This window comes from Variovorax sp. KK3 (assembly GCF_001984055.1).
Taxonomy (GTDB): Bacteria; Pseudomonadota; Gammaproteobacteria; order Burkholderiales; family Burkholderiaceae_C; genus Variovorax.
The window spans coordinates 1-12,989 of the sequence record NZ_LYVO01000005.1; the positions used below are offsets into that span (position 1 = coordinate 1).

Annotated in this window: 14 protein-coding genes; 2 read left to right on the forward strand and 12 right to left on the reverse strand. The window is 68.6% G+C overall.

Annotation, left to right across the window (positions count from 1 at the left end; all coding sequences use genetic code 11):
• Window positions 1–448, reverse strand: a 448-nt coding sequence (gene tmk, locus B0W80_RS03675) for a dTMP kinase (RefSeq protein WP_076997761.1), incomplete at its 3' end; no start/stop codon positions are given.
• On the reverse strand, window positions 445–1,470 hold the full coding sequence (mltG, locus tag B0W80_RS03680; protein WP_076997762.1) for an endolytic transglycosylase MltG: 1,026 nt from the start codon (window positions 1,468–1,470) through the stop codon (window positions 445–447). The genes mltG and tmk, both read right to left, overlap by 4 nt.
• A gap of 83 nt (window positions 1,471–1,553) precedes the next feature.
• On the opposite strand from mltG, the gene B0W80_RS03685 reads away from it, so the two are divergent.
• On the forward strand, window positions 1,554–2,477 hold the full coding sequence (locus tag B0W80_RS03685; RefSeq protein ID WP_076997763.1) for a folate-binding protein YgfZ: 924 nt from the start codon (window positions 1,554–1,556) through the stop codon (window positions 2,475–2,477).
• Window positions 2,478–2,505: 28 nt separating this feature from the next.
• Here the strand turns inward: B0W80_RS03685 and B0W80_RS03690 are convergent, their stop codons facing one another.
• From B0W80_RS03690 to B0W80_RS03715, 6 genes are all read right to left on the reverse strand, one after another.
• Window positions 2,506–2,718, reverse strand: coding sequence for a YbdD/YjiX family protein (locus B0W80_RS03690; RefSeq protein WP_076997764.1), 213 nt, complete (start codon window positions 2,716–2,718; stop codon window positions 2,506–2,508).
• A complete protein-coding gene (locus B0W80_RS03695; RefSeq protein WP_076997765.1) occupies window positions 2,718–4,781 on the reverse strand; it encodes a carbon starvation CstA family protein in 2,064 nt (687 codons plus the stop codon). Before B0W80_RS03695 ends, B0W80_RS03690 begins: the two co-directional genes overlap by 1 nt.
• A gap of 125 nt (window positions 4,782–4,906) precedes the next feature.
• Window positions 4,907–5,539 carry a response regulator transcription factor gene (locus tag B0W80_RS03700; RefSeq protein ID WP_076997766.1) on the reverse strand — a complete coding sequence of 211 codons (633 nt, stop codon included), beginning with the start codon at window positions 5,537–5,539 and terminating at the stop codon, window positions 4,907–4,909.
• A gap of 52 nt (window positions 5,540–5,591) precedes the next feature.
• Window positions 5,592–6,953 carry a cache domain-containing protein gene (locus tag B0W80_RS03705; RefSeq protein WP_076997767.1) on the reverse strand — a complete coding sequence of 454 codons (1,362 nt, stop codon included), beginning with the start codon at window positions 6,951–6,953 and terminating at the stop codon, window positions 5,592–5,594.
• 42 nt (window positions 6,954–6,995) lie between these two features.
• A complete protein-coding gene (locus tag B0W80_RS03710) occupies window positions 6,996–7,865 on the reverse strand; it encodes a YbgC/FadM family acyl-CoA thioesterase (RefSeq protein ID WP_076997768.1) in 870 nt (289 codons plus the stop codon).
• Window positions 7,862–8,812 carry an alpha/beta hydrolase gene (locus B0W80_RS03715; protein ID WP_076997769.1) on the reverse strand — a complete coding sequence of 317 codons (951 nt, stop codon included), beginning with the start codon at window positions 8,810–8,812 and terminating at the stop codon, window positions 7,862–7,864. The genes B0W80_RS03710 and B0W80_RS03715 overlap by 4 nt, the downstream gene beginning before the upstream one ends.
• Window positions 8,813–8,879: 67 nt before the next feature.
• Between B0W80_RS03715 and B0W80_RS03720 the strand changes: the two genes are divergently transcribed.
• The gene (locus B0W80_RS03720; RefSeq protein ID WP_076997770.1) at window positions 8,880–10,016 is read left to right on the forward strand and encodes an iron-containing alcohol dehydrogenase; all 1,137 of its coding nucleotides are present in this window, start codon (window positions 8,880–8,882) and stop codon (window positions 10,014–10,016) included.
• A 22-nt stretch (window positions 10,017–10,038) separates the two neighbouring features.
• Here B0W80_RS03720 and B0W80_RS03725 read toward each other — a convergent pair whose 3' ends face one another.
• The 4 genes from B0W80_RS03725 to B0W80_RS03740 all read right to left on the reverse strand — a co-directional run bounded on the left by B0W80_RS03725 (window position 10,039) and on the right by B0W80_RS03740 (window position 12,799).
• Window positions 10,039–10,548 (reverse strand): DUF3016 domain-containing protein, encoded by a 510-nt coding sequence (locus B0W80_RS03725; protein ID WP_076997771.1) that lies wholly within the window; start codon window positions 10,546–10,548, stop codon window positions 10,039–10,041.
• A gap of 92 nt (window positions 10,549–10,640) precedes the next feature.
• Complete coding sequence (locus tag B0W80_RS03730; protein WP_076997772.1) at window positions 10,641–11,000, reverse strand: DUF1428 domain-containing protein; 360 nt, start codon at window positions 10,998–11,000, stop codon at window positions 10,641–10,643.
• Between the two features lie 321 nt (window positions 11,001–11,321).
• The gene (locus B0W80_RS03735; RefSeq protein ID WP_076997773.1) at window positions 11,322–11,792 is read right to left on the reverse strand and encodes a hypothetical protein; all 471 of its coding nucleotides are present in this window, start codon (window positions 11,790–11,792) and stop codon (window positions 11,322–11,324) included.
• A 101-nt stretch (window positions 11,793–11,893) separates the two neighbouring features.
• On the reverse strand, window positions 11,894–12,799 hold the full coding sequence (locus tag B0W80_RS03740) for an SDR family oxidoreductase (RefSeq protein ID WP_076997774.1): 906 nt from the start codon (window positions 12,797–12,799) through the stop codon (window positions 11,894–11,896).
• Between the last annotated feature and the right edge of the window lie 190 nt (window positions 12,800–12,989).

A 12,989-nucleotide genomic window follows, 5' to 3' on the forward strand; every position in this document is an offset into this window, starting at 1 on the left:
CCAGTCGCTCGGCCGCGATCTCGGGCGGCAGGTCGAACCACAGCGTCAGGTCGGGTTGCAGCAGTGTGCCGTCGCGCGACTGCGCCCACCGCTCCAGCGTGGAAAGAACGGCCGGGTCGAAGCCACGCCCTCCGCCTTGGTACGCGAACGTGGCATCGGTGAAGCGGTCGCACAGCACCACGTCGCCACGCGCGAGTGCCGGCTCGATCACCTGCACGATGTGGTCGCGCCGCGCCGCGAAGACCAGCAGCGACTCGGTCAGCGCGTCCATCGCTTCGTTGAGGATCATCGTGCGCAACGCTTCGGCCAGCGGCGTGCCGCCGGGCTCGCGCGTGCGCGTGACCTGCCGGCGCGCGCCCTCGAACAGTGATTGCAGGGCATCGATGTGGCTGGACTTGCCGGCCCCGTCGATGCCTTCGAGCGTCACGAACAAGCCCCGGCCGCTCATCGCTGATCGCCCTTCGGTGTCGTCGTGTCGATGCCGCGCTGGTAGCGGTTGACCGCCCGGTTGTGCTCGTCGAGCGAGCTGCTGAACTGGCTCGATCCGTCGCCGCGCGAGACGAAGTACAGCGACTTGCTCTGCGAGGGCTGCACCGCGGCCAGCAGCGCGGCCTTGCCGGGCATCGAGATCGGCGTGGGCGGCAGGCCGGGCCGCATGTAGGTGTTCCACGGCGTATCGGTCTGCAGGTCTTTCTTGCGCAGGTTGCCGTCGAAGCGGGTGCCCATGCCGTAGATGACGGTCGGGTCGGTCTGCAGCGGCATGCCGACCCGAAGCCGGTTGACGAAGACGGCCGAGATCTCGGCACGGTCCTTGGCGACGCCGGTTTCCTTCTCGACGATGCTGGCGAGGATCAGCGCCTCGTCGGGCGACTTGAGAGGCAGGTCGGACGCACGTGCGGCCCAGGCCGCGTCGAGCTTCTTGTCCATGGCGCGCAGGGCGCGCTGCAGCACGGCGACGTCGGTCGAACCCTTGGAATAGGTGTAGGTGTCGGGGAAGAAGCGGCCTTCGGGGTGCACGCCGGGCCGGCCGAGGCGTGTCATCAAATCGGCGTCGCTCTGGCCCAGGCTGTCGGGCTTCAGTTGCTCGGCCTTGGCCAGCGCGGCACGCACCTGGCGGAAGTTCCAGCCCTCCACGATCACGATGCTGCGGGTGGCCTCTTCGCCGCGCACCAGCATGTTGAGCAGCAGCCGGGGCGTGACGCCGCGCTCCAGCTCGTAGCTGCCGGCGCGGATCTGTCGGTCTTGCCCCGAGAAGCGGAACCAGCCGTAGAGCAGCTGCCAGGGCACCGCGACGCCCGCGGACTCGATCGATTGCGCGACGCCCTTCGGCGTAGTACCGGGCTCGACCGACAGGTCGACCGTGGGCGCCGGCAGCCTGAGCGGCTGCTGCACCCACCACAGCCCGGCCGCGCCGGTGCCGAGCACGACGAAGGCGACGAGCAGGAAAAGCGTGAGGAAGAAACGGCGCACGGATCCGGGGGAGCAACGACGGGGGTGGGAACGCGGTAGCCCTGCGGGCCGAACGGAACGGATCGGCCCATGATAATTCAGCGATGACCCCAGTCGTTCTGAATGGCGTAACAGCCTTGTCCCATCTCGGCGTGATCCGCGCCGAGGGCCCCGATGCCGCCCATTTCCTCAATGGCCAGCTGACCCAGGATTTCGCCCTGCTCGGCCCCGCCGAGGCCCGGCTCGCCGCCTTGTGCACGGCCAAAGGCCGCGTCATCGCAAGCTTCATCGGCATCAAGCCGCGGCCCGACCTGGTGCTGCTGGTGATCGGCCGCGACATCCTGCCGGCCACGCTCAAGCGCTTGTCGATGTACGTGATGAGGGCCAAGCTCAAGCTCAGCGATGCGACCGACGAGTTCATGCTGCACGGCCTGGCCGGCACGGCGCTCGCCGCCAATGGCGCAGACCCCGCCGCGGCGCCCGGCCGTTGCACGCAGGCCGGCGACGCCAGTGTGGTGTCGCTCTACCCTGCCGACGCCATTCCGCGCGCCCTGCGCATCGCGCCCGCCGGCGGCCCCGCGCCCGAAGGTCCGGCGCTAGACCCCGCGCTCTGGGCCTGGAGCGAGGTGCGCAGCGGCATCGTCACCGTCAGCACGCCCATCGTCGAAGCCTTCGTGCCGCAGATGCTCAACTACGAGTCGGTCGGCGGCGTGAACTTCAAGAAGGGCTGCTATCCGGGCCAGGAAGTGGTGGCGCGCAGCCAGTTCCGCGGCACCCTCAAGCGGCGGACCTACCTGGTGCAGTCGGATGCGGCGCTCGATTCGGGCCAGGAAGTCTTCGCAGCGGCCGATGCCGATCAGCCCGTCGGCCTGGTCGCACAGGCCGCGCCGGCACCGGACGGCGGCTGGGCCGCGCTGGTGTCGATCCAGATCGCGGCACTCGAGTCCGGAGGGCTGCGCGCCGGCACGGCCGACGGCGCAGCCCTCAGGGTCGAGCCCCTCCCCTACCCCCTGTTGGAAGACATCTGAATCGCATCGGCAAGGCGCGGCGCCCGCATCAGCAGCACCGCCCTTTGCCCCCGCCGTAGCGCGCTTCCAAGCGCTCGCGGAAGAAGGCCTCGTAGCTCATCGGCGCCTGGTCCGGGTGCGTGCGTTCCATGTGGCTCAGGTACGCGTCGTAGTCCGGCAGGCCCACCATGAGGCGCAGCGACTGCGCCAGCGACCGGGTCAGGTAGCGCCCGGCCTCGGGCAAGGCGGCCAGGGAGCGCATCAGGCGGTCTGTGTCGGAATCGGTTCGAAGGGGGTCTCGTGCGCAGTCGGCTTGTTGGACGCACGAGCCGCGAGCACGCTCTTCACGGTGTAGACCAGCACGCTCAGCACCACGCAGATGAAGAGCGCGCAGAGCGCCGCGTCGAGACGGTCGTTGAAGATGATGCGCGACATCGCCTCGGGCGTCTTGGCCGGTGCGAGCAGCACGCCCTTCTCCAGCGCTTCGGCGTACTTCGACGCGTGCGAGAGGAAACCCACCTTCGGGTCGTCCGAGAAGATCTTCTGCCAGCCCGCCGTGAGCGTACACACCAGCAGCCAGGCGGCCGGCGCGATGGCGACCCAGGCATAGCGCTCGCGCTTCATGCGGTAGAGCACCACCACGCCGAGCAGCAGCGCCACCGCGGCCAGCATCTGGTTGGAGATGCCGAACAGCGGCCACAGCGTGTTGATGCCGCCCAGCGGATCGACCACGCCCTGGTACAGGAAGTACCCCCAGGCCGCGACGCACAGGAAGGTGGCGAGCATGTTGGCCACGAAGGAATCGGTGCGCTTGAGGGCCGGCACGAAGCTGCCCAGCAGATCCTGCAGCATGAAGCGCCCGGCGCGGGTGCCGGCGTCGACCGCGGTCAGGATGAACAGCGCCTCGAACAAGATCGCGAAGTGGTACCAGAAGGCCATCATGGCCTGCCCGCCCAGGGCCTGGTGCAGGATGTGCGCCATGCCGACGGCCAGCGTCGGTGCGCCGCCGGTGCGGCCGAGGATGGTGGTTTCGCCCACGTCCTTGGCGGTCTGCACCAGCATCTCGGGGGTGACCACGAAGCCCCAGCTCGAGATGGTCTGCGCCACCGCGGCCGGCGTGTTGCCCACCAGCGCGGCCGGGCTGTTCATCGCGAAGTACACGCCCGGCTCGATGCAGGCTGCGGCTACCAGCGCCATCACGGCGACGAAGGACTCGGCCAGCATGCCGCCGTAGCCGATGAAACGCGCGTGGCGCTCGTTGTCCAGCATCTTCGGCGTGGTGCCCGACGAGATCAGCGCATGGAAGCCCGACACCGCGCCGCAGGCGATGGTGATGAAGAGGAAGGGGAACAGGCTGCCCGACCACACCGGCCCGTTGCCTTGCGCGAATTGCGTGACGGCCGGCATCTGCAGCGTCGGCGCGACGAACACGATGCCGATCGCCAGCGCGACGATGGTGCCGATCTTCAGGAAGGTCGACAGGTAGTCGCGCGGCGCCAGCAGCAGCCACACCGGCAGGCTGGCGGCGACGAAGCCGTAGCCCACGAGCATCCACGTCAGCGCCTTGCCGTCGAAGGTGAAAAGCGGCGCCCAGTCGGGGTTGTTCGCCACGGCCTGCCCGCCGAAGATGGCCAGCATCAGCAGCACGAAGCCGATCACCGAGATCTCGCCGATGCGGCCCGGGCGGATGTAGCGCAGGTACACGCCCATGAAGATCGCCACCGGAATCGTCGCCGCCACCGTGAACGCGCCCCAGGGCGATTCGGCGAGCGCCTTCACCACGATCAGCGCCAGCACGGCCAGGATGATGATCATGATCATGAAGGTGCCGAAGAGCGCGATCAGGCCCGGCACCGTGCCCATCTCCTGCTTGATCAGGTCGCCCAGCGATCGGCCGTCGCGACGCGTGGAGATGAAGAGCACGATGAAGTCCTGCACCGCCCCCGCGAACACCACGCCGGCCAGGATCCACAGCAACCCGGGCAGGTAGCCCATCTGCGCCGCCAGCACCGGACCCACCAGCGGCCCCGCCCCCGCGATGGCCGCGAAGTGGTGGCCGAAGAGCACGTTCTTGTCCGTCGGCACGTAGTCCAGCCCGTCGTTGTGCCGATGGGCCGGCGTCATGCGATTGGCGTCGAGCCCGAGCACGCGTTCGGCGATGAACAGGCTGTAGTAGCGGTACGCGATCAGGTAGACGCAGATGGCCGCGGCCACCACCCACAGGGCGCTGATCGCCTCGCCCCGCGACAGGGCGACCGTGCCGAGCGCGAAGGCGCCGACGATCGCCACGAGAAACCACACGATGTGGCGGCGGATGTTTTGCATGCGGATGTCTCCTTGGAACGCTGACCCCGGGCAGTGTGGCGAGCCCGGGGCGCGTCTGCATCCGTCACACCGCGCAGGTGGTGCGCGCGGCTTCACTTAAGGGATAACCCTGGAGCAACCTCCGATCAGCCTTGCCCGAACTGCCGCGCGTGCTCCACCGCGTACTTGATCAACTCCGCCTGCCCGTCGATCCCCAGCCTGCGCTTGATGCTCTGGCGGTGGGCCTCCACCGTTCGCACGCTCAGGCCCAGCTCGCGTGCGATCTGCTTGCTCGACTCGCCGCGGCCCAGGGCCGAGAGGATCTCGCTTTCGCGCGGCGTGAGCAGCGGGCGCGGCGCCTGGTTGCGGAAGAGGCGTTGCGACACGGCCGGGCTCAGGAAGGTGCCGCCCGCCGCAGCCGCTTCGATGGCGGCGACGATCTCCGCGGCCGGTGCGTCTTTCAGCACGTAGCCACGCGCGCCGGCCGCCAGGGCCTGCTGCACGTACTCGGGGTTGTCGTACATGCTGAGCATGACCACGCGCACGTCCGGGTGCCGCTCCTGCAGCGCCGCTGCGAGCTCGATTCCGTTCATGTCCTTCATGCCGACGTCGGCCAGCACCAGCTGCGGCTGCAGGCGGGCGATGGCTTCGAGCGCCTCGGCCGCGCTGCCGGCCTCGCCCACGATCTCGATGTTGGGCAGCGGGTCGAGCCGCGCATGCAGGCCGTCGCGCACCAAGGGGTGGTCGTCGACCAGGAACAGGCGAATGGGCGCGCTCACGGCGTGCCTCCGTTCTGCACTGCAATGCTCGCCTTGGCTGCGGCCCTGCGCCTCATGTCGCCTCCAGACTCTTCGCCGGCACGAACGCCACGATGGCCGTGCCGCTCGCAGCCGAACGCACGTCGAGGCGCCCGCCGATGGCGGCGATGCGCTCGCGCATGTTGCGCAGGCCGATGCCGCGCCGTGGGTCGAGCTGGGTCGCTTCGACGTCGAAGCCGACGCCGTCGTCGCTGAGCTCCAGGCGCAGGCCGCGCTCTTCGAAGTCGAGCGCGATACGCACCTGGCGCGCCCGCGCGTGCTTGCGCACGTTGGTCAAGGCCTCCTGGGCGACGCGGAACAGGGCCGTCTTCACCTCTTCAGGCAGCTCTTGCGCCGTGCCCTGCACCGCCACGGATGCAGCGACGCTGCCTTCGTCGCCGAACTCCGCGCCCAAGCGCTCCAGCGCGGCCGGCAGGCCCAGCTGGTCGAGCAGCGCCGGGCGCAGCCGGTGCGAGATGCGCCGCACTTCCGACAAGGTCTCGTTAAGCCGCGCCACAGCCTTGGCCAGCACCGCCGGCGCGGTCTGATGCGCACGCTCGAGCGTGTCGACCGCCGATTCGACCAGCAGCTTGGTGGACACCAGCGTCTGGCTGGTGCCGTCGTGCAGTTCACGTGCGAGGCGGCCGCGCTCTTCTTCCTGCGACTGCACGACTTGGCGCGCCAGCAGGCGCAGCTTGGCCTCGGCAACGCGATGCTCGCTGAGGTTGAGCAGCAGCCCGCCGGCGCTCACGGCAGAAAGGCACAGCGCCGCGATGCCGGCGATCCACAGCATGGTGGTCGTGACGTTGGTGTTCATCTGCCGGTCCAGCGTCTGCATGGCCGACTGGATGTCGTCGAGGTACAGGCCGGTGCCCACCATCCAGTTCCAGCGCGGCAGCGCCGTCACATAACCGAGCTTGGGCGCGAGCTGCGCGCTCGACGGCTTGCGCCATTCGTACTCGACGAAGCCGCCGCCGTCGCGGGCCCGCGCGATCAGCTCCTGGATGGTGAAGCGGCCCTGCGAGTCCTTCAGCTCCCACAGGTTCTGGCCGACCAGATCCGGCTGGCGCGAATGCATGAGCGATCGCCCCTGCAGGTCGTACACGAAGAAATAGCCGTCGTTGCCGTAGTCGAGCGCGGCCAGGCGATGCAGGGCTTCGGTCCGCGTGGCTTCGTCGTCCAGGCCCGCGTCGTAGAGCGGCTTGACCACGCTCACGGCCAGGGCCACGTAGCTGCTCAGCTCGTTGCGCCGCTGGTTCATGTAGGTCTGCTCGATCAGCGCGCGCTCGCGCTCGGCCAGGTCGCGCTCCTGGTGGCGCACGGCCAGCGTCACCAGCACCAAGGCGACGATCAACGGCGCGACAGCCAGCGCGACGATCTTGAGGCGGAGGTTCATGGGGCGAGCCGGGCCTGGTGTACTAGCGGCCGCCGTTCGCGTTCAAAGCGCGCGCCGCATCTCGATGTGGGCGATGCCGGCTTCCTCGAAAGGTTCGCCGTGCAGGCCGTAGCCGAGCCGCGCGTAGAAGGCCTCGGCGCTGCGCTGGGCATGCAGCGTCACTTCACGGTCGCCGCGCGCCTTGGCGGCGTGCTCCAGCGCCTGCAGCACGGCCGCGCCGTGGCCGCCGCCGCGCAGCGCGCGGTGCACCGCCATGCGGCCGATGCGGCCCTGGCCGGGCTCGCCGGGCACCAGCCGCCCTGTGGCGATGACCTGGCCCAGGCGGTTGCGCGCGACGGCGTGGACGGCGCTCTCGTCGTGCTCGTCCCATTCGAGTTCCTTGGGAATGCGCTGCTCCTCGATGAAGACGCTGCGCCGCACCGCACCTGCGCCCTCGCCCAGCTCGGCCCAGCTGCCGGTCTGCACGCTGCGCATGCTTTCGCCGGCCTCGTAGGCGGCCAGCGTTTCGCGCAACAACGGCGGCACCGGCTTCGAGGTCTGCGTGGCAGGGTCGGCGAACACGTAGACCAGCTCGCAACCCACCAGAAAGTCATCGCCTCGGAACAGCCCGCCATGAAAAATGATCGACGAGTTGCCCACGCGCACGCACTTCATGCCGACGTCGAGCATGTCGTCCGCACGCGCGGACGCGTGGAAGTCGACGGTCGCCTTCCGCACGTACAGGTCGCCTTGGAGCACATGCATCGCCTCTTCATAGGGCAACGCCATCGCGCGCCAGTAGTCGGCGATGGCGGTGTCGAAGTACATCAGGTAGTGGGCGTTGAAGACGATCTTCTGCATGTCCACCTCGGCCCAGCGCACGCGCAGGCGGTGGAAGAAGCGGTAGTCGGTCTTGCGGGTGGTCTCGGTCATGGTTGCAGGGCTTCCTGAAGGGCGCGCGCCGCGTCGGCCTGGGCCTGCAGCGCTTCGGGGATGGCCCGGCCCATTTTGACGAATTCGTGGATCACGCCGCGGTAGATATCGAGCGCCACCGGCACGCCCGCGGCGCGCAGCTTGTCGGCGTAGGCGATGCCCTCGTCGACGACCGGGTCGCATTCGGCCAGGCCGATCCAGGCGGGTGCGACGCCGTCGACGTCGTCGGCATTGAGCGGGGCGAAGCGCCAGTCGTCGCGGTCGGCCGGGGTGTTGACGTACTGGGCGAAGAACCAGCTGATCAGCGGCTCGTCGAGCAGCGGGCCTTTCTCGAAGACGCGGTGCGAGGCCGTGTCCTGGTGCGCGGTCGTGCCCGGGTAGAAGAGCATCTGCAGCGCCACCGGCAACCCGGCGTCGCGCGCGAAGATGGCACAGGTCGCAGCCAGCGTGCCGCCAGCGCTGTCGCCGCCCAGCGCGATGCGCGTGCCGTCGAGGCCGAGCCCGCCGGCCTCTTTCGCGATGAACTGCAGGGCATCCCAGGCATCGTCGGACGCCGTCGGAAACTTGTGTTCGGGTGCCAGGCGGTAGTCGAGCGACACCACCGCGCAGCCGCTCTTGTGGCTCAGCACGCGGCACAGCGTGTCGTGGGTGGCGATGCTGCCGACGGTGAAGCCGCCGCCGTGGAAGAACAGCAGCAGCGGCAGCCTGTCGTTCGACGGCGCGTAGAGCCGGGCCGGCACCGCGTGGCCATCGCGCGCCGGGATGGTGAAGTCGTCGATGCGGGCCAGCGCAGGCTTGGGCACCTCGAGCACGCCGGCGCCCTTCTCGTAGGCCGCCCTGGCCTCGGCGGCGCTCAGCGTGTAGTAAGGCGCCTGGTGCGCGCGTGCCATGCGGTCGACCACGCCGGCCATTTTGGAAGTCAGTGGCGGCATGGGGATCGGGCTCATGGGCAAGTCGGGCGCTGCTTGTTAAATTGGAAGGCCCCGCATCGTAGCGCCCCACTTCAAACGTCCCATGGCCCTCATCCAGTACCTGACCCAGATCCAGTTCGACTTCGGCGCGGTGCGCCTGCTGCGCAGCGAATGCGAGCGCATCGGCATCACGCGGCCGCTGATCGTCACCGACGCCGGTGTGCGCGCGGCCGGCATCCTGCAGAAGGCGCTCGATGCGCTCGAAGGCTTGCCGCACGCGGTGTTCGACCAGACGCCCTCGAACCCGACCGAGGCCGCGGTGCGTGCCGCGGCAGCCCTCTACCGCGAGCAAGGCTGCGACGGACTCGTGGCGGTCGGCGGCGGCTCGGCGATCGACTGCGCCAAGGGCGTGGCCATCGCCGCCACGCACGAAGGCCCGCTCAAGACCTACGCGACCATCGAAGGCGGCTCGCCGAAGATCACCGAGCGCGTGGCGCCGCTGATCGCGATTCCCACCACCAGCGGCACCGGCAGCGAGGTCGCGCGCGGCGCCATCGTCATCGTCGACGACCACCGCAAGCTCGGTTTTCACAGCTGGTTCCTGATGCCCAAGGCGGCCATCTGCGACCCCGAACTCACGCTCGGCCTGCCCCCGCGCCTGACCGCCGCGACGGGCATGGACGCCATCGCGCACTGCATGGAGACCTTCATGTCGGCCGCTTTCAATCCGCCGGCCGACGGCATCGGGCTCGACGGACTGCAGCGTGCCTGGCGCTACATCGAGCGCGCCACCAACGACGGCAGCGACCGCGAGGCGCGGCTCAACCTCATGAGCGCGTCGATGCAGGGCGCCATGGCGTTCCAGAAGGGCCTGGGCTGCGTGCATTCGCTGAGCCACAGCCTGGGCGGCATCGATCCGCGCCTGCACCACGGCACGCTCAACGCCCTCTTCCTGCCGGCCGTGATCGCGTTCAACGCAGGTGCGGAATCGGTGCAGAAGGACCAGCGGCTGCAACGCATGGCGCAGGCCATGAACCTCGACTCCGCCGGCGACCTGGGCGCGGCGGTCCGCGACATGAACGCGCGCCTGGCCTTGCCCAAGGGCCTGGCCGAGGTCGGCGTGACGGCCGCGATGTTCGAGCCCGTGATCGACGGCGCGATGGCCGACCACTGCCACAAGACCAATCCGCGTCTGGCCACGCGCGAGGACTACCGCGAGATGCTCGAAGCGTCGATGTAGGGCATGCAGGCCGCGGCGCGAATCAGCCTTGGCGCTTGACGATGCGCCGGTCGAACCAGTCGTCGAGCATCGCCTTCTCGTAGCGCAGGCGGTCGCTGGTCGAATAGCGGTTCACCGTCAGCAGGTAGTTCTGGTCGGCGATGCGCTCCTCGCCGCTCGCCACCACCTGGCCGCCCTGCGTCAGCGTGTAGCGCAGTTGCATGCGCGGCCAGGTGACACCGCGCATCACGCGCAGGTCGGCAGCCGACGGGGCGCGCCAGGGTTCGAAATGGCCGGCCAGGTCGACGTCGAGCACCTCGATGCGCAAGGCGTCGCCGGGCGGCAGCGTGCGGCTGGCCAACGATTGAAGGTGGCGCTCGATGTCGCGCATGACTTCGGCGCGGTCTTTCTCGGACGGGAAGGATCGCGAGTACGCCGCATCCGTGTAGCTCTCGGGGTGGATGAAGCTGACCGTCAGGCCGGCCGGTTGCGCCACGGCCGAGGCCGACAGGACGAACAGGCAGGCGGCAGCGATGAAGTTCCGGTCGGGCATGGCGCGCTCCTCGAGTACTGGGTGCGAGGCTGCTTGGACGACCACGGCGAACCGGCGGTTCCCGCACCGGGGCAGCAGGCGGGCCAGAACGATCAGACCGATACCAGCGTATCGAAGCCGCCCCAGAACATGCGCTTGCCGTCGAAGGGCGAGTTCTTGGGGTCCATCATGTCGGCCAGGCGCGGGTCGGCCATCACCTTGGCATTGACCTCGTCGCGGTGGGCGCGCGATTCGAACACGATGTACGAGAAGACCACCAGTTCGTCGTCCTTCAGGATCACGGCCTGCGGGAAGGACGTGACTTCGCCGGACTTGACGTCGTCGGCCACGCACTCGCGGTATTCCAGCGCGCCGTGCTCGCGCCAGATCTTGCCGGCCTTGGTGGCCATCTCGCGGTACTGCTCGAGGTTGCGCTTGGGGACTGGAAGAACATATCCGTCGACGTAGGCCATGCAGATCTCCTTTGGTCTGGCTGGGTGGGAAAGAAGCGGAACCTGCCGAGGTTAGGCGCTCCCCGACCGGCGCCTCGTCAAGCCCCCGTCAACGCCCGGGGCAAGTCGGCGAGGATGCATCGACAGGTCAGGACGCGCTGTCACAGTCTCGCGCAAATGCGTATGCGCGGCGACGTTGGACATGTCCCCGCCGAGGGTGGAAAAGCTTGTGGAAAACTCCATGAGCAAGTCTGGGAACCCTTGTCCCGCAAGGCTTTGCGCCGGATTGCCTGTTGAAGAAGCAGTGGGTTACATCCGAATGCAACAGATACAACGAAGGACTTAATTCTCTTGAAGCCAGCTGTCGGCGCAGGCTTCGAACAACGGAATCGCCTGGTCGATCTCGTCGCGCAGGAAGCGGCGTGCACCATCCCGCGCATGGCCGTCGAGGGCGAGCCAGGCTTCCCAAAGGCGGCTGTCCTTCGGCGGCGCCGTGGCGTCCCAGACCATCGCGACGATGGGCAAGGTTTCCGCCGGCGGCAGGTCGGACCAGATGATGCCCAGCCTCGACAAGGGGCTGGGCACGCCGCCCACGTCGATGCCGGTGCGCACACGGCCATCGTCTTCCTCGATCACCGGCGAGAAGCCGCCGCACAGCAACACGTGCAGCAGGTCGGCAGGGCTCGCATTGCGCACCCATTCGTCGGCGCGGCGCGCGAGCTGCGCGCCGAGGTCGTGCTTGGTCAGATGCGCGCGCACCGGGCCGTGTGCGCGATCGATGGGGGCAGGCATGGCGTAGGCGGACTGCAGCATCGCGCCAGTGTCGCCAAATCAGCTCAGCTGTCTGCCAGCGGCGGCCTACGTGGCTGCCCTCCCGACGCCGACACGGACGTATCGCCGCCTTCCGGCCGCGATCAATCCGCCCGAAGCTGGGCGCGAAGCTTTTCGCCGATCTCGGGCCGCTCCAGGAACGGGTCGGCCGGATTCGTGAGGGCCACGATGTTCTCCATGCGGCTCTTCACGTTGCCCAGCGCCTTGGGGTGGCTGAACACGTAGAACTGGTTGGCGCTGATGGCTTCGAACACCTTGTGCGCGACCTCCGCGGCCGTGATCTTGCCGCTGCTGACCGCCTTGTTGCTCATCGCCTGGCCGATCAGCTGGCTCTTGGTCGGCTTGTCTGCGGCCAGCGCGCCGGGCCGGTTACGCTCGCTGCTGGTGATGCCGGTGGGCACGAAGTACGGGCACAGCAGGCTGGCACCCACCTGGTCGGTGATGAGCTTCAGGTCCTGGTAAAGCGTCTCGGTGAGGCTCACGACCGCGGCCTTCGCGGTGTTGTAGATGCCCATGTTGGGCGGCGTCAGCAAGCCGGCCATGCTGGCGGTGTTGACGATGTGGCCGCGGTAGGCCGGGTCTTTGGCGGCGGCCTCGAGCATCATCGGCGTGAACAGGCGCACGCCGTGCACCACGCCCCACAGGTCGACACCGAGCACCCATTCCCAGTCGGCGACCGTGTTCTCCCACACCAGCCCGCCGGCGCCCACGCCCGCGTTGTTGAACACGAAGTGCGGTGCGCCGAAGCGCTCTTTTACCGCGGCGGCAAGGGCTTCCATCTGCGCGGCGTCCGACACGTCGACCTTGCGCGCCAACACCTGGGCACCGGTCGCTTCCATCTCGGCGGCCGCACGGTCCAGCGCGTCCTGCTGCACGTCGACCAGCACCAGATTCATGCCGCGCTGCGCACCGATGCGGGCGCATTCGAGGCCGAAGCCGGAGCCGGCGCCTGTGAGAACGGCCGTGGTGCCCGTGAAATCCTGAATCATTGCGCAAGTCCTTTTGTCTCTGGTTCGTCGATGGATGGAGGCGCTATTGAAATACGGAATGCGCTGCGCCGCAGTCGCCAAGGTGCCGCATGCGCCAGCGTGGAGCTTCAGCACGGGGCGCAACTATCCGCACTGAGGGTAGCCGCCGGCTCGTCAAGAGATTGATGGACGATTTTTGGCGCATCGTGCA

Coding starts and splice junctions, on each gene's coding strand:
- B0W80_RS03685 (WP_076997763.1), top strand. CDS start 1,554: ATGACCCCAGTCGTTCTGAATGGCGTAACAGCCTTGTCCCATCTCGGC.
- B0W80_RS03690 (WP_076997764.1), bottom strand. CDS start 2,718: ATGCGCTCCCTGGCCGCCTTGCCCGAGGCCGGGCGCTACCTGACCCGG.
- B0W80_RS03695 (WP_076997765.1), bottom strand. CDS start 4,781: ATGCAAAACATCCGCCGCCACATCGTGTGGTTTCTCGTGGCGATCGTC.
- B0W80_RS03705 (WP_076997767.1), bottom strand. CDS start 6,953: ATGAACCTCCGCCTCAAGATCGTCGCGCTGGCTGTCGCGCCGTTGATC.
- B0W80_RS03710 (WP_076997768.1), bottom strand. CDS start 7,865: ATGACCGAGACCACCCGCAAGACCGACTACCGCTTCTTCCACCGCCTG.
- B0W80_RS03715 (WP_076997769.1), bottom strand. CDS start 8,812: ATGAGCCCGATCCCCATGCCGCCACTGACTTCCAAAATGGCCGGCGTG.
- B0W80_RS03720 (WP_076997770.1), top strand. CDS start 8,880: ATGGCCCTCATCCAGTACCTGACCCAGATCCAGTTCGACTTCGGCGCG.
- B0W80_RS03725 (WP_076997771.1), bottom strand. CDS start 10,548: ATGCCCGACCGGAACTTCATCGCTGCCGCCTGCCTGTTCGTCCTGTCG.
- B0W80_RS03730 (WP_076997772.1), bottom strand. CDS start 11,000: ATGGCCTACGTCGACGGATATGTTCTTCCAGTCCCCAAGCGCAACCTC.
- B0W80_RS03735 (WP_076997773.1), bottom strand. CDS start 11,792: ATGCTGCAGTCCGCCTACGCCATGCCTGCCCCCATCGATCGCGCACAC.
- B0W80_RS03740 (WP_076997774.1), bottom strand. CDS start 12,799: ATGATTCAGGATTTCACGGGCACCACGGCCGTTCTCACAGGCGCCGGC.